The 19,660-nt window shown below is 31.9% G+C and carries 15 protein-coding genes and 3 pseudogenes; 15 read left to right on the top strand and 3 right to left on the bottom strand.

What is annotated here, in order from left to right:
* The coding region (locus SORDD24_RS11365; RefSeq protein WP_196757294.1) for a hypothetical protein at positions 1-482 on the top strand (482 nt) is incomplete at its 5' end.
* Between the two features lie 22 nt (positions 483-504).
* Here the strand turns inward: SORDD24_RS11365 and SORDD24_RS08950 are convergent.
* Positions 505-1,404: a tyrosine-type recombinase/integrase gene (locus SORDD24_RS08950; RefSeq protein WP_061409707.1), complete on the bottom strand. Its 900-nt coding sequence runs from the start codon at positions 1,402-1,404 to the stop codon at positions 505-507.
* Positions 1,405-1,494: 90 nt separating this feature from the next.
* Between SORDD24_RS08950 and SORDD24_RS08945 the strand changes: the two genes are divergently transcribed.
* Positions 1,495-2,208: a toll/interleukin-1 receptor domain-containing protein gene (locus SORDD24_RS08945; protein ID WP_061409705.1), complete on the top strand. Its 714-nt coding sequence runs from the start codon at positions 1,495-1,497 to the stop codon at positions 2,206-2,208.
* Positions 2,209-2,334: 126 nt separating this feature from the next.
* Here SORDD24_RS08945 and SORDD24_RS08940 read toward each other — a convergent pair whose 3' ends face one another.
* Entirely contained in the window at positions 2,335-3,738 is a 1,404-nt protein-coding gene (locus SORDD24_RS08940) for an SIR2 family protein (RefSeq protein WP_061409702.1), read from the bottom strand.
* A 282-nt stretch (positions 3,739-4,020) separates the two neighbouring features.
* Between SORDD24_RS08940 and pezA the strand changes: the two genes are divergently transcribed.
* The 6 genes from pezA (at position 4,021) to SORDD24_RS08910 (ending at position 9,481) form a co-directional block, all read left to right on the top strand.
* On the top strand, positions 4,021-4,497 hold the full coding sequence (gene pezA / locus SORDD24_RS08935; RefSeq protein ID WP_049538120.1) for a type II toxin-antitoxin system antitoxin PezA: 477 nt from the start codon (positions 4,021-4,023) through the stop codon (positions 4,495-4,497).
* On the top strand, positions 4,497-5,249 hold the full coding sequence (pezT, locus tag SORDD24_RS08930; protein WP_061409700.1) for a type II toxin-antitoxin system toxin PezT: 753 nt from the start codon (positions 4,497-4,499) through the stop codon (positions 5,247-5,249). The genes pezA and pezT overlap by 1 nt, the downstream gene beginning before the upstream one ends.
* A gap of 131 nt (positions 5,250-5,380) precedes the next feature.
* The gene (locus SORDD24_RS08925; protein WP_049538123.1) at positions 5,381-6,403 is read left to right on the top strand and encodes a nucleotidyltransferase domain-containing protein; all 1,023 of its coding nucleotides are present in this window, start codon (positions 5,381-5,383) and stop codon (positions 6,401-6,403) included.
* 8 nt (positions 6,404-6,411) lie between these two features.
* Entirely contained in the window at positions 6,412-8,181 is a 1,770-nt protein-coding gene (locus tag SORDD24_RS08920; RefSeq protein ID WP_049538124.1) for a ThiF family adenylyltransferase, read from the top strand.
* On the top strand, positions 8,156-8,620 hold the full coding sequence (locus SORDD24_RS08915; protein ID WP_049538125.1) for a Mov34/MPN/PAD-1 family protein: 465 nt from the start codon (positions 8,156-8,158) through the stop codon (positions 8,618-8,620). Before SORDD24_RS08920 ends, SORDD24_RS08915 begins: the two co-directional genes overlap by 26 nt.
* Positions 8,621-8,626: 6 nt before the next feature.
* Entirely contained in the window at positions 8,627-9,481 is an 855-nt protein-coding gene (locus SORDD24_RS08910) for a hypothetical protein (RefSeq protein WP_061409698.1), read from the top strand.
* An 898-nt stretch (positions 9,482-10,379) separates the two neighbouring features.
* Here SORDD24_RS08910 and SORDD24_RS11210 read toward each other — a convergent pair.
* Positions 10,380-10,529: pseudogene (locus SORDD24_RS11210) on the bottom strand (site-specific integrase); the annotation flags it as partial.
* A gap of 410 nt (positions 10,530-10,939) precedes the next feature.
* Between SORDD24_RS11210 and SORDD24_RS08900 the strand changes: the two are divergent.
* The 7 genes and pseudogenes from SORDD24_RS08900 to SORDD24_RS08870 form a co-directional block, all read left to right on the top strand.
* Positions 10,940-11,905: a hypothetical protein gene (locus SORDD24_RS08900; protein WP_061409694.1), complete on the top strand. Its 966-nt coding sequence runs from the start codon at positions 10,940-10,942 to the stop codon at positions 11,903-11,905.
* Positions 11,906-11,967: 62 nt separating this feature from the next.
* Positions 11,968-12,480: pseudogene (locus SORDD24_RS08895) on the top strand (GNAT family N-acetyltransferase).
* 695 nt (positions 12,481-13,175) lie between these two features.
* Positions 13,176-14,573, top strand: a complete 1,398-nt coding sequence (locus SORDD24_RS08890; RefSeq protein WP_061409692.1) for an ABC-three component system protein — start codon at positions 13,176-13,178, stop codon at positions 14,571-14,573.
* 1 nt (position 14,574) lies between these two features.
* Positions 14,575-15,270, top strand: a complete 696-nt coding sequence (locus SORDD24_RS08885; RefSeq protein ID WP_061409690.1) for an ABC-three component system middle component 1 — start codon at positions 14,575-14,577, stop codon at positions 15,268-15,270.
* Positions 15,267-17,909, top strand: coding sequence for an AAA family ATPase (locus SORDD24_RS08880; RefSeq protein ID WP_061409688.1), 2,643 nt, complete (start codon positions 15,267-15,269; stop codon positions 17,907-17,909). The genes SORDD24_RS08885 and SORDD24_RS08880 overlap by 4 nt, the downstream gene beginning before the upstream one ends.
* Positions 17,910-18,315: 406 nt before the next feature.
* A complete protein-coding gene (locus SORDD24_RS08875; protein WP_061409686.1) occupies positions 18,316-19,002 on the top strand; it encodes a helix-turn-helix domain-containing protein in 687 nt (228 codons plus the stop codon).
* Positions 19,003-19,005: 3 nt separating this feature from the next.
* Positions 19,006-19,660 (top strand): annotated as a pseudogene (locus SORDD24_RS08870) (DNA polymerase); the annotation flags it as partial.

The raw sequence follows: 19,660 nt of genomic DNA, 5'->3' as shown, positions 1-19,660 counted from the left end.
ACCACCAGAAAGTGGCTAAGGACCGAGCGACCAAGGAGGGTATCGTTGTCAACCCACCAGAACTCGGGAACTTACCGGGTCAGGGAGAAGTGACCTATGCCAGTCAGGTTCAGGATGTCCTGATCCCTTATACCACACGAGAGGACACCTACAACTACTACGAGGAACGCAACTATGTCAACGATGTCAATCGTGAACATACAGAAGTCCTCGAAACCTATGACCATGATGGCAAGGCTCGTGAGACCTATAGCTATGGCAAGGGAAGAACCAGCTACCTCAACAACCAAACAGGTGACAGCTACAACTACTTGACTAACCAGTCAGGCTCTGTGACAGGTTTGACCAAGGATGGACAAGCCGTCGCCTCAACTAGCTATAACCTCTATGGGGCAAGAAAGACAAGCACAGATACAACAGGCAAACCCTTTGCCTATAACGGCGAAGCCCGTGATGATACTGGACTTAATTATTCAGGATAGGACTACCTCCATGAAGGTAGCCCTATTTTTTTGACTGTGAATGAATCGAAGCGATGGGATTATACAGAGTTAGAATTTCTTTTTGCTTTGACTGAGATACATGAGTATAGATTTGTGTGACTGAGATAGAACTATGTCCAAGAATTTGTTGAATGTATCGAATATCTACATCACTATCTAGAAGCATTGTTGCGAAACTATGTCTAAACATATGGGGAGTAATAGGTGTAGTTAAGTTATGTTGTTTAACAAGGGTATTTAGAATTAAACGTACACTTTGCTCTGACAATGGTTTGATAGAATATTTTCCAGGGAATAGGTAGTCACTGGATTGAAAACAGTAGTTATTTATATATGTTTCTAGTAAGCTAAATGTTATTTGATCTCCTAAAAATAGGATACGTTCTTTCTTACCTTTTCCCATAATATGGACAGTCCTATTTGAAAGATTAATATTTTTGAGATGAATATGACAAAGTTCGGAAACCCTAATACCAGTTGAAATCAATAGGGAAATGATTAGCAAATTTCTTTCAGCTTTTTGTTTTTGATATTTAGATTTTGAATAGGTAACTTTCTCTTCTAAATGTGAAAAAATACTTTTCAAAATGTCATAAGGAATTGTTTTAGGTAATATTTTTTCCGTTCTAAATTGAAAACGTAATTGATTAAAAGGATTCTCATCAACTAAATTCTGATATTTTAAGTAGCTGTAAAACACCTTCAAACTAGCGATTTTGCGACGTAATGTATTAGATTTAAGATTGGATTTTATCAAATGTTCAACATAGGTTTCCACACGGGTGTAATTTGAATTGTAAAATTGCAAAATATCATTTTTGTAAGCTCTAATCGTATGTGAACTTAAGCGTCTATGAGTTTCGCAGTGGTCTAAGAAAGTAGAAATAAGTGTATAATCCATGAATAACTCCTTTATCAATAATCATGATATTATAAACTTATTTGGATGCTTTGTATAGCGATAATAAATAGTTATCGGTAGGAGAGAGATGTGAGAGAATTTCAATATTTCATAAGTTATTCAAGAGATATTTACTACGAATTTGTAAATAATCTGAATAATACGTTAAATGAAATAGGATTAAAAACCTGGATTGACAAATTTGAAATTAACATTGGAGATGAAATAATTGATAATCTATATACTGTACTCGATAAAAGTGCTGATTATTATGGAATTATTTTTATATTCGATGAAACATTCTTTAACAAAGCATGGTGTATAAAAGAGCTAGATTATGCGATGAAGAAAAGGATTCCTTTTTTTCCAATATTGTATAAAATAAAAAAAGAAGATATTCCTAATGAATATACTTTCTTAAAAAATTATAATTTATTAACGGTATCATCGTTAAAAGAAACTGATTATATCGTAGATCGCTTTATATTGCTGCATTTGAACAATATTATTTGCAGAAATATTTCTAATTTTTCAATTGACAGTTATGTTGGTAATTTTTTATTAGAACAAATTCGACATACTACTGTAAATAGTATTGATGCTATTTTTATCCTAGATAACTTCTCTCAATATTTGAGAAAACAAAAACAGTTGGGGAATTTTAAACTAACACATGAAATCTTGTTTTGTATTGCAATAACCAGACTATTAAAAGAACGTTTATTTAGGAAAGATTTCCAAGGGGAGTACCATTTTAAAATATTGGAAATCATCCAAGAAATATATATTAAGACGTTTCTATAAATGTTCAAAATAGCCTTAGAGAACATTAAACATATAAAACTAAAAAACAGAGATCCACCAAATTGAAATTAAATGGTGAATCTTCTGTTTTTATTAAAGTAAAAAGCTTTATATACTGATTTATTATTAAAGTTTATCCATGATGTAAGCATCTCTGATGTGCTTAATGCAATCAATAATAGTTTGAGATAAAATTTCAGGATCTTTTTCTATCAGTAGCTTATCTAGAAAAGGAGTGAGGTAAGAATATTTATCAATTTCAGATAAAAGTGTTTTGTATACTTCTAAAGAGCTCCAACCAGTTGAACCTACGGGAATAATAAATCTATTTTGCTTTATAGCCCTGTCAAAATCTTCTAGTACTCCCTTGGAGTTAGATAAAGTTCCGTCATAGTATTGATTTCCAAAGACAAATATAACTATACCTGCTTCTGATATCATATTATCTTGGAATCTTTTCTTTGCCGAACTATCAATATGTTTATCGCTACCTTTAATTAATGGGAGAGTTTTAATTTTTAGATATTTCGAAATATCAAGATTTTTATCATTAATAGCGGTCATCACGCCATTAATCACCTGTGGTCCTACACCTTCTATATTACCGTTACCTACTATAATTTCATTAGCAATTAATTTATATCCTAAAAGATATAGGAACTCAGTAGCACTATCTTCATCCCATTCTCCATAATTTCTACAACTTCCAGCAATAAATACACTATTAGTTAAACATAACTTATAAGATTGATTAAATAGTTCATCAATCTCATTATAATCTTCAATCAAAATAGTATGAATACCATATCTTTTTAAATCATTTATTTCGTGCTCTTGTTTTATCTTTCCGTATTCTAATTCACTTTCAGGGTCTTGGGAATTTTCAAACATATCAATGGTCAAAGTTTTCCTAAAACAATAGTGCATCCTAATATTTTCTCCGATTAATAATCTAATTTTGCTTAGAATTTGCTGAATATCTGGATCATTTAAACTATATCCTACAAATACAAATGTTTTACTAATCAGATCTCCGCGTAGTGTTTGAATAAAAAGTTTGTGACTCTTATCAAAACTCTCGTAATCATCACGAGTCAATATTGCCTCATAGGGTCTAGAAATATCTCCATGAAATTTATAGACAGTCGCATCAATATTTGGAGGGGTAATTGACAAATCATTATTATCAATCTTGATGTCTACACGTTTTCCAGCTTTCTTCAAATTATCTTCAATTAAGTGGTCATAATTAGTTGTCCAAAAAGTTTCAATGGGCATGCTCGTTAACAGTGTTAGCAAATTATTATCTTTAGAGTCTTTTGTAAATTCTTGTATTAATTTTTGTGAAATCTGATTTTTTGATTGTGCAGAATTTTTGTAATATTGTGCAACTGAAATTAAGTCATACTCTTTATCAATATTTAGTCCAATCGAATCAGAAAATTTCCGTAATAATTCTTTCCAGTTTACATAACCTGAGGGAACAGAAAGTCCTGCACCAGCAAAAATTGCTGCATTATTTTCTAACATTGCCGCACTAAAATCAGAAATAAATTGTTTTTTAGTTTTTTCATCTTTCTCCTACCGATAACTATTTATTATCACTAGTATACCATAGATTCCTATCTCCAATTTGTTTTCGATTGTAGTTTTCTTACTTTTTTAGATTCTCAAAGATGTTTTTAATAGCCTTATAGTACTTTTTCTTTAATAACTGAATATGAGGTATTCTATCTATAGGCAAAAACGCACCAAAAATGGTGCATTTCTCTTTTTTTTGCTATAATAGAAATAAATAAAAGGAGGAGTTACATGATTGGAGAAAATATAAAAACGTTACGTAAAACACATAAATTAACCCAGCCTGAGTTTGCAAAGATTGTTGGTATCTCTAGAAATAGTCTGAGTCGTTATGAAAATGGGACAAGTCGAGTTTCGACAGAATTAATAGATCGTATCTGCAAGAAATTTAATGTTTCTTATATCGATATCGTAGGGGAGGAAAAAATGCTCACACCAGTAGAAGATTATCAGTTAACTCTGAAAATTGAAGTGATTAAAGAACGAGGGGCGAATATCTTAGCGCAACTTTATCGTTTACAAGATGAACTAGAAATTTCATTTGATGATGCTAATAATCCTTGGGTTCTAATGAGCGATGATCTTTCTGATTTGATTAACACGAAGATTTATCTTGTTTCAGCTTTTGAGGATGTAGAGCGATATAATGGCTATTTGGATGGCATTGAACGTATGCTAGAACAAGCTACTCATCTGGTGGTGGCTTAATGAAACTAGAAGAATTTAGTCAAGATAATTTTGATCGAGCCTCCAAACGACTCGTTCGTTCTTTAACTCGTGGAAAAACAACCTCATCTCAGCCTAAGGCTATTTTACTTGGTGGACAGAGTGGTGCTGGGAAAACAACGATTCATCGTATTAAACAAAGTGAATTTCAAGGTAATATCATTATCATTGATGGAGATAGTTATCGCTCTTTTCATCCGAACTACCTTGGCCTACAGAAAAAGTATGGCAAAGATAGTGTGGATTATACCAAAGTATTCGCGGGACAAATGGTTGAATATCTTGTAGATGAGTTGAGTAAAAAAGGTTATCATTTGTTAATCGAGGGTACCTTGAGGACAACAGAAGTTCCCCGAAAAACGGCCCAATTATTGGCAACTAGAGGATATCAAGTCTCACTTGCACTGATTGCGACCAAGCCAGAATTGTCTTATCTCAGTACCTTGATACGTTATGAGGAGCTCTACGCCATAGATCCTAGTCAAGCAAGAGCGACTCCCAAAGAGCACCATGATGGAATTGTAGAACATTTAGTTGATAACTTACGAGAGTTAGAAAATGACAATATTTTTAATCAAATTCAAATTTTTCAAAGAGATCAATCGTGCGTCTATGATTCGCAAGTAGACGAAACCTCAGCAGCAGAAGTTCTACACGAATGCCTCTTCGGAAAATGGAGTAAGGTGGAGGAAGAGATGTTGAAGATGGGACAGGGACGGTTGAGAGATTTGTGATGGAAGAACGGTAATAGTGGTATTTTCTAAAATCATATTTAGGTAAGATAATTAATTGGAAACTCAAGAAATAATCGTATAAAGTGATATAATAAAAGTTAGATATAACAATTTAATTTAAGGAGGGACTCATGCCAACTATACAGTCACAGTTTATTAAATTTCACGATACCATTAAGCTAGACGCTGACGACAAAAAGGTATTAATTGACAAACGTAAAGAGGTTGAAGAAGCAATAAATAAAGGTGTTTCAGAATTTGGAAAAAGCTTTTTCAATCAAGGAAGTTACTCAACTCACACGGGTATTTTGCCAATTGATGAAGGGGATTATGACTTAGATAGAGGTTTAAAAATCGATGTTGATAGATATTCGTATTCTCCTAAAGAGGTAAAGAATTTTATTTTTGATGCGTTAGTCTCCGAATTTGGTGAAAATAGAGTTAAAGTAAAAAATCCATGTGTGACAGTATCATTTCCTGAAGATAGTGTTCATATTGATATAGCGGTGTATTGTACTGAAAATGATAACTATTTTTTAGCCAGGGGAAAACTGAATAGTACTGATGAAAACATTAAATGGGAGGAAGCGGATCCTGTAGAATTAACGAAAAAAATTAATAATGCTATGGAGAACTCCGAAGACAGAAACCAATTTCGGAGAGTAATTCGTTACTTAAAAAGATGGAAAGATCTCAAATTTAAAAATCAAGATAATAGACCGACAGGCATTGGGATTTCAGTTTTTGCTGTCAATAATTTTTCTGTAAGCAAAAAAGTAGACTATTTATCTGGGAACACTACTTATGATGATATTTCAGCTTTAAGAAATTTAGTAAACACTATGATTAATTCATTTTCGAATACATATGATGTTGATAGAAACTTATTTTATCCGAGATTAGAGGTTTTCTTACCGGTTAAGCCATATACGGATGTATATGAAAGGGTATCAAATATACAAATGGAAGCCTTTAAGAATAAATTAGAAAAATTGAGAGATTCACTAGACGAAGCAATAGATTCTGCTGATTTAAGTGAGTCTACAAAAATATTGAGTAAACAGTTTGGTGATGATTTTCCTGTTATTGAACAAAAAGAGACAGCAGAAAACTTTGGAACTCGAGCTATAATCAGTGATTATCCGAGTGCTTAGAGGCACGTATGTTAGAAAAAAAAGAAATATTTCAGATGTACTTTGACGAATTACCTTTAGAGAACTTGGAGTTCGAAGATAAGGAATGTTACTTTTATCAATATAAAAAATTTATCTTAAAAATTATCATTTTTAATGACTTTCCCCATTCACTTCCTGAATTCTATCTTTCAAATTATATGGATTTTAATAAATGGTATAGTCATGTCGGTTCCGAAGGGAAGTTGTGTTACATTTCAGAAGATAATTTAATTTGGGACTTTAACAATTCGCGTAGATTATTGAAAGATTGCTGTGAAAAAGTAAAGGAATTACTGGATAGTTGGGATACACCCAAAATGACCGAAGAGCTCAGGAAAGAGTTTTTGTCATATTGGCATATCAGTTGTTTGAAGTCAAAAACAAAATACATAGCTATTCGAAGTTATTTATCCAAGGTCAGTACATTTGAGGAACATGAATTAGTCCTGTCGAATCAGAAATTCCATCTTTTTAATTATGATTCACAACTCAAAGAGAGTGTTGCACCACAATCTAAAAATAGCAGAGATGTTTATATACTGCCACTTAAAGATTCGAATTCTGTGCTTCCTCCTAATCCCCTGAATGAACTAACAGAAGCAACATTTAAGAAATTGATTACAGGAAATCTATCTTCGGGGGTTAGACGCCGCTTCCAAAAGTGGTGTAAAATGAAACAAAAGTCATTCATATTAATTTTATCACTTCCTATATCTGATAATGATTATGTTTTGTTTGGTGCGAGTTTTGAGTCTGAAACTTCCAAATATCCATTTAAAATTGATAATAAGGTACCACAAAAAAATAAAGATAGAAAAAGAATTGGTTCTAAGGCTAAGAAGTCAAAAAATGGGAGTTTCAAGATTACTCCAGTATATGTTACAAGATTCGACAAGGAGTATAGAGTGAGTAGGACATCCCAAGAATATGATTTTCTGAATAAAAAAGTAGTCATTATTGGACTTGGATCTGTAGGATCATTTGTTGCAAACAATTTATCTAAAATGGGTATAGCGAAACTTCTTTTAATAGATCCTGATTTTTTAACGGTGGATAACATTTCAAGGCACTACTTAGGTATGGATAGTGTAATAGACTATATTCAAAAAGTAGACGCTCTAGAAGATAAATTGAAAAAAGAAAATCCAGATTTAGTAATTGAATGTGAGGGTATCCGATTTCAAGAAATAGTTCGAAAGAATCCAAATTTATTTCATGAATATGATTTTGTTTTTTCTTGTGTCGGAGATACCAAAACAAATTTTGAAATTAATCATTTTTTCAGAAAGATTGGAAAAACGGTATTGTATTGCTGGTTAGATCCATATGGAGTTGGGTATCATAACCTACTAGTTTCTCCACAAAATAATGGATGCTATATGTGTATGAATTATGAAGATGGGCATCTTGTTAATAATAGAGCTTCTTTTGCAGAGAAAAATCAAATATTTGAAAAGCGTCTAGCTAGCTGTTATTCTTCATTTATTCCTTATAATGTTATTGCGCCTAGTTCTTTGGCAAATAAAGCTATAGAAGTATATTTACAGTACTTGTATGGAGAATTTTCTTCTGAAAACAGATTAGTATCAGAAATTGGTTCAGATAAACAGTTTGGAAAAGAAGGGTTTACATATAGTGTTCGATACTACAATTGTTTAAAAAACAGTGATTTATTAAATGTTGCTTTAAGAACAAATACATCTTGTCCAGAGTGTAACGGAGAGTATAAAGTTGATATATGTAAATCTGAACAATAAATATCAAATTGTAATACCATCTGATATTTTAAATTCATTACTAGAGTTTAGACAACTGGGTTTTGAACCTGAAGCAGGTGGTATTTTTGTTGGTAAGAGACTTTTAAATAATTCGATACTTATTATAAATTTTTCAGAACCACAGGATAATGATTTAAGAAGTAGATTTAAATTTTCAAAAACTTCTCCAAACCATCAGAAATTTGCAGATGATTATTTTGGTAAAAGTTCAGGTTTTATAAGTTTAATTGGAGAATGGCATACCCATCCTGAAGATATACCTACTGCATCTTGTGTCGACATTAACTCATGGGAAAAAGTTATCTCAGATAATGATGACAGATTATTCTTTTTGATAGTTGGACTTCGGGCTGGTAGATTCTACTTTAGGGAATCAAATAAGTGGCAATCAACTCTAATCTATTTTAAGGATGTATAGATACGTATGAATAGAAAAAATAAATTATTTAAGAAATGTTTTTTTTGGTCTCAAAAATTTTATTTACCATTAGTATTAATTTTTATATTTCCAATTCTGATTTGCGATCTGATTGGGAAGAGTTTGACCCTAGTTGAAGTTGAAAAAATATCAAATACCAATCTTTTTACAAGAGCTATTTTTGAAATAATTCCTGATAATTCTATCGCTACTTATACAATTCTTTATTTATTAATCTTTACTTCATTATTGATGATTTTCAGAAAAAATAATGCGGAACGAATATTTAATGATGGTCATTCTGTATATCTTCATAACTGTTATAAAAGACTGTGGATCGCAGCAAATATATTAGGTTATCGAAAGTTACAACTTATAGGTGTCTCAATACCAATGCAGTTTGAACTTATTATTAATGGAGTTTTTTCAGAGTTTATCTCCGAATCATCTGTTGTGCAATACGACAAATTTAAAGGAGAAATTATTGTTGAGTATCCAATTGAAAACAAAAAGAATAAGGTTGTCAATTTATTAGTGTGTGATATATATGATATTCCTTTAGAAAAGTTAGCAGCTGACTATTTGGAAAATACAACAGTAAAAATTTCATCACAACGAAAGTATAGTGGTAACAGATATAACAATCCTAAATTAGTTAGTACAGTTCGAGAAGAAACGCAAAAAATAGTTAACGCCTATAAAGAGGTTAATCTTTTTATGACAACAAATCCTTTAAATACACAAAAAATCGTAGGGACTTCATTCTTAACATTAGATAGATCAAGTTTTGATAGAGTATCGGTTATACAGATGGATGAAACAAAAATTTATAAAGATCAATTTATAATATACAAAAGATAACATGATGGGGCATTATAATATTCCAATTAATGTTTGATAGCATTCTAGCTTCTTGAACTTGCCTGCTTATCCCTTATCATCTTAATGTTGATAATTCAATCTGAATCATACCACTATAAATCCAATTGTAAATTGTTTTAAAAGTCACTGTCTGTCTATTATTTAATTTAAAAAAATCTTGTATCTGCTTTTGGAGACTATTAAGCTTTTAGAGTAGTCCCTATTTCTCTTTTAGTTTCGGCATTCAAGATGCTTTTCTTAGCTAAACCTTCATAAGATTTTTAATCTCTTTTAGCTAAATACTGTCTTGAACAACATTTCACCATTCTACTGATAATAAAACGATGGCTACCAATCTTAGTTGCAATTTGAAAAAAATTTCTCCCTAATTCCACATAGGTATCTATCTTAATCTGTTACTTTGTTAAGATGACAGTAGCATATAGAATCTCATGGTTTTTTGTCAGTGTACTTACTTACAGTTTTCACTATTTTAGGTCTCATGAGTTTATTGTTGTACTATATTTTAGAATTTATCTATTAAAAGTGTACAAAACAATAACAATTTAAATGGTGTGAACTTTTTGGTAAAATCTAGCTCAATTTGTGTATTTTTAGGGTAAAATTCACACCATTCAACTGAAAGTTATTCAAATTAGATAAAATCGTTCTTTCTGAAAACGTGGGAAAACATTGATTTTAAGCGGATATTGAAACTTATTCAAATAAAAGTGTTTCCAACCAGGTCTTAAGAAAGCTCGTAAAGCTAGCCAGTTCTCAAAACGTTAAGAACCAGCTACAATACAGCATTTACAACACTTCATGGTTCACACCATGAGGTGTTTTTTTGATGATTTTTAGCAAAATTCACACCACTTTTCACACCAAATTCACACCATTACTTTTTAAGATTACGAAAGGCAATTTCTCCAACAGCCATTGGGATTACATTTGAAGTGTTGACATAAATCTGTGTTGTACCTGTGTCGCTATGTGTTAGAGCTTTAGAAATATCTTTTAATGTCATTCCTGCTTGTTTAGTAAACGTTAATTCGAGAGAATTACTATACTTGCAAAGAACACCTTTCGGGGTGTTCTTTTTTATGTTTCCTGTCAAGGAGTGTTTGCTTCTCTCATCTTCTAACAATATCTATCATATGGTATAATGAGATAAGGACTGTTCCTCATTTCAGACGAGTTTATGGTGTTCAAGGTCTACCTACCTGAATTGTCATGGAGCAAGTGTCCAGTGCTCGGGTTGGGCGTTCCCTCGGAGTTCATTTGATTCTAATTGCTTAGAAAGCATCTGGTGTGGGAGAATATTGTGATTTCAATGCAATGTCTCATATGCTAGGCAGGAAAAATGGAATTCAGGATAAGTTAGCAGGTGAGATGAGTATTTCTGTCAGTCTCCTATCTACCTGTTAACAACTGTCCGAAGTAAAAGGAGAGTGTAGATTGGTTTTATTAGTATTAGGGATTTTGGTTTTGCTCATTCTAATCTTAACAAGGAAACAGAAAACTGCTAAAAAATCTGAGGGAAACGCCAAGAAAAGAAATTGGCTATTAATAGGTTGCTTATCCATAGTGATCCCAATCGTAATCTTCACAGTGTTCAGTCCAATTTTTTCTCTAATGGATATGTGGGGACTGTTTGCCCATGCAAGTCGAACTGAGATTGAGCAAGCTGTACATCGTTCTTATCAAAATTACGGTCTTACAGGACAGTTTGAGTTAGAAAAATACGAGAAAAACTATACAAGCGTGGGAGGATTTATAATCCATGATACCTATAGTGAAAATATAGCCGGAAAAACCTATCAGGTTAAAACTCGATTTAAATATTATACTTGTTTTTCGGAAAATAAAACATATAGAAAGACAGATGCAGAGGTTGATTACAAAAATGATAAAAAAATTTATAATATTTTCCCAGAATTAGCCTATTTAGGGATTGAAGTTAGTCCAGGCACCAGCGAATTTTTAAAAACACTGGACAGTTCAATCAAAGATCCTAAACTGCCGGATTTGAAGTATCAAGGTATTGGTTTTGAATTTAATAACCAATCTGACAATATCCATCTTTATAATGAAATATTAGAGGAAGATCAAAGCAAGGGGCAAGCACTGCAAGGAATGTATCCCATGGATGCTCAATATCTTTTCCAAAAAGAGATTTTTATACCAATATTTGAATTTCAGTATTTCGTTCCAAAAGAAAAAAGAGATCTCTTGTATGATGACTATCTAAAAGAGCTTGAAAGGCTCATGAAGGAGTTTTTTGCCAATCAACCCCTACCAAGAGGTCTTTATGCTGTAAAGATTGCTAAGTATAAAGAGGATAAACTTATCAATGATAGTGGTGTATACTATGTGAGGATTGAAAATCGTCAAGTTGTAAAGCTGTTGCAAAAATTAGAATAGGAGTCGCTAGGCCTAGGTCAGTCTAACAATATTTTACCTAAGAAGAGAAGGGAAGTTTTGCAATGATCAGTTTAGAGCTATTGTCTGAAGAAAATAGTCTAGATGTATATGCTTTTGAAAAAGAAAATTGAGAGTATTTTGAACGAAATTTACCTCCTAGACCAGCTAACTATTTTGATCCAGGAAGTTTTAAAGAAATTACAAGGGAATTATTAGCGGAACAAAGGAACCGTGCTGTTTACATGCATCTTATCAGAGATTCGCAAGGCGTTATGGTTGGAAGAATCAATTTAAGTGTCTTAGAGGGTAATCGAAAAACAGCAGAGCTTGGGTATAGGATTGGGGAAAATGTTACCAATTTAGGCTATGCTAGCGAAGCGGTTAAGCTCGTTTTAGACAAGGCCTTCACGACTTATGGTTTCAATAGAATCATTGCAGGAACGGCAAGGGATAATCTGGCCTCTCAGAGAGTGCTTTTAAAAAATGGTTTCACCTTTAGTAGAATGATAGAAAATGACTTACACATTCATAATGAGTGGGTTCATACGGCAGTATTTGAGATAAGGAGACCATAATATCATCAATTCCAGTCCATTGAAAAGGTTAATGGAGTTCTAATCTTTCCAGACATTCAAGAATATTTTCTTGGATGTTTTTTTGATTTATTCTACTTTAAAAAAGTTTATCTGAAAAATTTGATTATAGAACAAATGTTGAGGAGAAATATCCATTTTTATAATTTTCTTTACAAAAGATTTCTTATAAAGTTTAATTTTAGTTTTTTAACTTGTAAAGATAACAAATTGTTTTGAAGTGATTCTTAAAATAATGTGAGATTTATAGTTCTAAAATGACTTGATTATCGGGATGAGAATTGGTTTCAAGAGATGTTGAATTAATGAGGTTATCTCTAGTTGAAAATGGAATAGATTAAATTGTTCTATTTAAAGAGTCTAGGAGTTATTTGTATCTTTTAAGTTGTAATCTTCCTCAAATCTAGCTAGTATAGTTCAAGAAAAAATATCAATATTAGTATATTGAGAGGTATTATGCATCAAAAATATGTCATAAATTAAAATTTTAGAACAGATTGTATAATAAGAATGTATTAAAGAGAAAAAATAAAATTTAAAATGAGGAATATTTCCTTAGTAAGTGTTATAGTGTGTGGATATTGAGTTGACGAGTTGCTTGAGAAGTTATATAATGATGTTAACTATTTGATTTTGGGTATTAATGTTATTTAAATGTTTATACATAAGGAGGTTTAATGTCAAGTTCAAATGTTGATCAGAATAGGAATGCATCATCTAGTTGGAGTGGTTATATCCATCAAGGAAAAGTTGGTTTTTTAGTAGCACTAAGAAAATTACGATGGTGCATTGAAAATAAAATAAAAAATTTTGAAGATTATGCTATAAGATATGAAAGTGCTGAGGATTTTGATATTGTTGATAAAGGTGGGAGAGTAGTATCAAGACATCAAGTAAAAGCATATATTAATGGCACTTCAAGAGAGAAATACTCAACTTTATTTAATGTTTTCGTGAGAGAATATCGTGAAATTACAGATGAGAATGGGAAAAAAGTTAGGAAGGAAAAAATAAAAAAAGGTTTTCAAATTCATTCTTTTGATGATGAGAATAATATATATGTTGATGTTCCTTCAGATGCAAGGTATTTACATGTTATTGTAGATGTTATTGATTTTAATTTACCTCGGTATGAATATTTGAATAAGGATAGGCGAAGAAAAAACTATACCGATAATAATTCTTGTATTAAATTATATCCATATGATAGAAAAAATAATATTTGTTATTGCCCACTGTCTCAAGATGATAGAAATGATACAATTAGAGATTATTGTATAGCTGAAATAAAAGAAATTTTAAAATCAAAGGGTAATCCATTGAATGATAGCGTCTCACATTTAAAGCAAGTATATCTCAGGTATGTAGGTTCTTTGTTGGATCATAGCATTGGAAAAGCACACAACGGATCTGTTTTTCCAGAAATATCCTTTGGAGAAATAATTGCTATTATAGAGGAGGAAGTTCCTAAAGATGAAGTATATGAAATGAAGAATACTTTGACATATAGCTGGGAAAAATATCATCGTTATTCTTCAACTGATATTTCTGAAGAGGTCTTCAAATCGATGGATAAAATAATCAATCATTTACTGTCGCTATCTAAAAAAGAGTTTTATAAGTTTGTAAGAATGGTTTTACCCGATGCAAAGTCAGATGAAGATTTTACAAAAATATTTAATATTACTCTCTTAGAAAAAATATTCTATTCTATGATAAAAGATGTTCGAAAATTTTCGTTTAAACATTATAGTTTTTTAGATGATGTTGAAAAAAGTTATAGATTCTCCTTAATTGATATTGAAGAATCTCCTGGTTGTATTGCAACAGTAATTAAAAATATTATTGATAACTCAGAATTTTTAAAAGCTACCTTTAATCATGATTTCCTTATTAATAGAGATATAGATGAGTTGCATATTGGGAATAGAATTGATGAATTTGATGGCATGCTAGATAATAGATATCGTGAAGAATGGAGTACTGGGGTACAACATAACATTTTTAAACCGAATATGGAATTTATTAGCATTAAGAAAGCAAAAGAAAAGAGTTTGAGGGTACCGGAGGACTAATATGAGAGATACCATTATAAAATTTTTACAAAATAACCATTTTAACCAGTTGGATACAGAATTTGATTTCTATACTAACTCACAAAACTCAGAGTATTTTATTGTTAGTCAATATAGTTCTAATGATCTGCATAATTTTTTTGATGATGATAAGACTTCACAAGTTATAAAAGAGTTTGAGAGACTATCTTTGAAATCAGAACACGAAAATATTAAGAAAAATACCTCTCTATTTATTTTAGTAGAAGTTGATAATTTAAAAGAAGCGTTTGAAGATGAAAAACTCCAAGGCTCAATATTGTTAATTGAAGAGGACTATTATTATTTTAGAAAGTTCATAATATTATACACTCGAAATGGGTTATTGGATTTACGAGACAAAGCCACTAATGAAGCACTCTATAATTACTTGGAATTTAGTATTGATGCTTTTGAAGATGATATGTTTTTTAGTGAGTCGTATTTTATGGCTATGGAAATTGGAGTAAAACTACCATTTTTCACACTCCCTAAAAGAAATGATATTTATCAAAGTATAGAAAGTCAGTATCAGGATGATAAGGATGAATTAGATAATAGATTATTGGATTTTTATACTAAGAACACTGATGAGAAATTATCAAAATCACTAAAAGATATTTCTACCGATGATCAAATTATTTCTGATTTACTAGAAATAGGAGAATTATTACCATGAAAATCAAAAAAATCTTAATAAAAAACTTTAAAAATATAAAGGAAACTAGAATTATTGATTTTCAAGAGAATGTAACTTTGTTTGTTGGACCAAATGGATTTGGAAAAACTACAATTTTTGACGCAATAGAGTTATCATTAACTGGAAAAATCCGTCGAATTGAAGAGTCCGATTATAGCGATGGTAGAAGTAGTTTTAGTACTCCTTATTTTCAAAATAATCCTAATGAAGATACATTCATTGAGCTAATGTTGACAAATGATGAAGGTAGTTCTTTGATAGTATCTAGTCTCTATAAGCATAGTATGAATGCTGAGGGAAGTAATGTACCAAAGTTTTCATTTTCAAAATTTAAAAGAACAGTTCGGTTTGGACCAGGAATTTCATTTCAACCTATTGAAGACTTTGATAGTTTAAGTGAGAGAGAGATACAAAAGGTCATTAGTCAGTTTTTAGGATATGAATCAGAAGATTATAGATTAGGTGATACTTTTGATTTGTTTCATTATATTCAACAAGATGAAACAGCTTATTATTTGAAGCAAAAGGAGAAAGATAGAAAGGAGCAATTGAACTTTTTATTAAATATTGGAAACTATGTTAATAGAAAAAATCGATTGGAGCGTTTAAGAAGTGTTTTATCCTCTAATGAAAATGAACTAAAAGCAAAAAAGGATAAGCTAAAAAATTTTCCAATTAAGAATAACACTCCATATTCTAAATTACCTCTTAGAGCAGATACTGACTTTGCTTTTAACAATAAATCGATTGTTTTTGATGATGAATTATCAAATGAAAGTTTAAATATATATCTATCAGAAATTGATAAATTACAAGAATTTCGAAATTCATTTTCTCCAAAGGATTACTTCCTCAGAAAACAAAGTGAGCAGTTTGAGCGAGAGGTGCTGGATGATAAAGATTTTACTATTTACTTAATAGTTAGAGAAATACTTGAAAATCAGGAATATATAGAGTATATTGAACAAAATCATACTTTAATTTCAAATGATAAAAATTATTCCTATTTTTTACTTAAAAATTATATCGGACAACTAGAGTCATTGGAAAATGACAGTAGAGTGTTTAAACGTGGAAGAATTCTAGAGAGTCTGCTTGATGTCGAAATTGATAAACTTAATATAGAGAAAATTAAGAATTCTTTAAACGGTTTTCCAAATTTGGAATTTGGTCAAGTATGGCTTGAAACGTTTGATTCCAAGTTATCAACTTACAAGATTAAAAAAGAGCAACTGGATGATGGTACAAATTCGATTAACAAGTTACTCGAGATAAGAAGTCGTCTAAAAGAACATAGTGATGAAAAAAATTCAGAATGTGTGTTTTGTGGCTATGATTGGGGAGAGAGCAAGAATTTACTGATAGCCTATGACGAAACAACGAATCAACTACGTAAAAATTTGACTAATTTTGAAATAGAAGTTTCAAATTTGGTTGAGGAATTAAATCAATTAAAAATGGAGTTGCAAAATCAGATTCAAATGGAGCAAGAGAAACTTTTTGTTATTCCTGATGATTTTTTGTCAGTGATACGATCCATAAGTAATTATGACTTTCCTGAGTCTTTTAGCAACTTAGTTGTAATGAACTCAGAGATTAGGCCTTTGCTTGTTGATGAGAGTGCTTCGTTACAAGAGTTTGAGAATTTGAAAACAGAGTTAATAAGTTCATTGCAAGAAAAACTATTGATTCCAAAGGAAGTTTATAGTACTTTCCTTAGAGTTGTAAAGAAGAGTGTAAATTTTGAAAATCTTTTAGAAAAATATTCTATTTTAGCTGGAGAATCAATAAGGGAATATGAAATTTCTTTTGACCTTTTGCCCATTTCCTTGAATAAATTTGAAGAGAACAAAGAAAAGTTGCTAGTATTTTTAGGGGATCTTAGATCTCAAATAGTATTTGATTATTCTAAAAGTTTAGATTCACAACATCTATTTGATAAATACTTTGCATCTAAGGAAAAAACTTTTGAGAACTGTACTATAGAAAGTATAAATCAAAAACGAGAGTATATTATTAACCAGTTTGAATTACAAAGTTTAACAATGTCTAACCAAATTGAGAAACGTCTTCAAATAATTGAACAAACGATTACCTATCTTCAGGATCGTGTTAGGAAATTAAATAATAATATAAAATATTACCAAGAACAGATGATTCGAAAGTTGAAGCTTCCCTTCTATATGTATACTGCTAAAATTTTACAAAATTACCAACAAGGAATGGGAGTTCTACTAACTACTCAAAATAATTCTAATATCAGGTTTATAGCAAATAGCAATAGTGAGCAGGATGTGATGTATCAATTGAGTTCTGGACAAGTAGCTGTTATTTCATTTGCTTTCACTTTGGCACTAAATACTACATTTAAGATTTCCAAAGAGTTCAAATTTTTATCAATTGATGATCCGATTCAAGATATGGATTCTATGAATGTATATGCTTTAATTGATTTAATAAGACATTCATTATCAGACTATCAAATTATTATGTCCACACATAATGATGGTAGTGCTATGTTTATAAAATATAAATTTGAACTATTTTCAGATTCTGAAATATCAAATGTAGGGCTAAAAAATATAAAAAACATATTATTGGAGAGTGATGAAGTATAAATAAAATACGTGGTATGAAGAATTGATATAATTTGATTCTATTCTTTGATAGAAAAAGTAAAAAACGGTGGAATAATGCTACAAAGTTATTCTAAAATTACTTTAAATGAAGTGTTTCCAACCAGATCTTAAGAAAGCTCGTAAAGCTAGCCAGTTCTCTAAACATTAATTATCTGGGAGTCCTAATCTTTCCAGACATTCAAGATTTTTCTCTTGGATGTCTTTTTTTGTTTAGAATAGATAAGTGGTACTGTTTAAACTTGATTTTCCCAGTGGACAATCGTCCACTTTTTTTATATAATAAAACTAAACCAAAATGGTTGAGTTTTGAAATGTAAGCTCAACCATCGATGTGTCTTTCTAAGGGAGATAATGTCCATTAAAGCATCACACTAGGAGGTGAATCATGTACCAACCAGAAAAACTCAAGGCTCGGAGAAAAGAGCTAAAACTGACACAAAAAGAAATTGCAGAGCAACTGGGGATTAGTTTTCAGGCGTACTCCGCTTGGGAACGTGGGGTTAAGGAACCATCTAAGGAGAAGGTTGCTCAGCTAGAGAAGATTCTAAAAGTCGCAAAAGGTTATTTCACCCAGATTGAGATTGTCCGTCTCTACAATAGCCTCTCCAAGCAAGGGAAGGACAAGGTTGTGCTTTATGCTCGCAACCTAGCTCAAGAGGAACAAACTCAGAAGGTTGTGGATATGCCAAAACGACTCTACGAATATCGTGTCTATGAACGCATGTCAGCAGGGATCGGGGCTTCGGTCTATGATGATCGGAATTTTGACACCGTCTACTTTAATGAGGAACTAGCCCATGATTTTGCGTCCTGGGTCTCTGGGGATTCCATGGAGCCTAAATATCAAAATGGTTCTGTGGCTCTGATTCGGGAAACAGGATTTGATTACGATGGGGCAGTTTATGCAGTGGTTTGCAACAACCAGACCTATATCAAACGGGTTTATCGTGAGGAAGATGGCTTGCGTCTGGTCTCTATCAATCCTAAATACAAGGATATTTTCATCTCCTACGAGGAAGATCCTCGGATTGTGGGGATTATCGTTGGGAATTTTGTGCCGATGGAGGGTTAGCCTATGGGCTACTTTGATTATTCCAGAGAGCCCAAAAGTGACATTGCCTTTGTCGATATGAAATCCTTTTATGCCAGTGTCGAGTGTGTGAAAAGGGGCTTGCATCCGCTGAAGACCTCACTTTGTGTCATGAGTCGCGCGGATAATTCAACTGGTCTTATCCTAGCCTCCTCCCCCATGTTTAAGAAGATTTTTGGTAAGTCAAATGTTGGTCGGGCCTATGATCTGCCCTTTGATATCAAGACCCGCAAATTTTCCTACTATAACGCCAGAAAGCAAGGATTGCCTACAGATTCAGACTATGTGCGCTATATTGAAGATTGGGCCCAAGTCACCTTGATTGTCCCTCCTCGGATGGACGAGTACATCGCAGTCAATATGGAAATCCAGCGAATCTTTCAAAACTATGGGAGTCCAGATGATATTTATCCCTACTCTATCGATGAGGGCTTTATTGACCTGACTAGTTCGCTCAACTATTTCATCCCAGACAAGAATCTCTCTCGCAAAGACAAGCTAGATATGCTTTCTGCTCGTATCCAGAGGGATATTTGGAGGCAGACAGGGATCTACTCTACGGTGGGGATGTCCAATGCCAATCCCTTACTGGCCAAGTTGGCTCTGGATAATGAGGCCAAGCATACCCCGACCATGAGGG

This window comes from Streptococcus oralis (genome assembly GCF_001579175.1).
Lineage (GTDB): Bacteria > Bacillota > Bacilli > Lactobacillales > Streptococcaceae > Streptococcus > Streptococcus oralis_O.
This window is presented reverse-complemented; position numbering and strand designations above follow the sequence as displayed.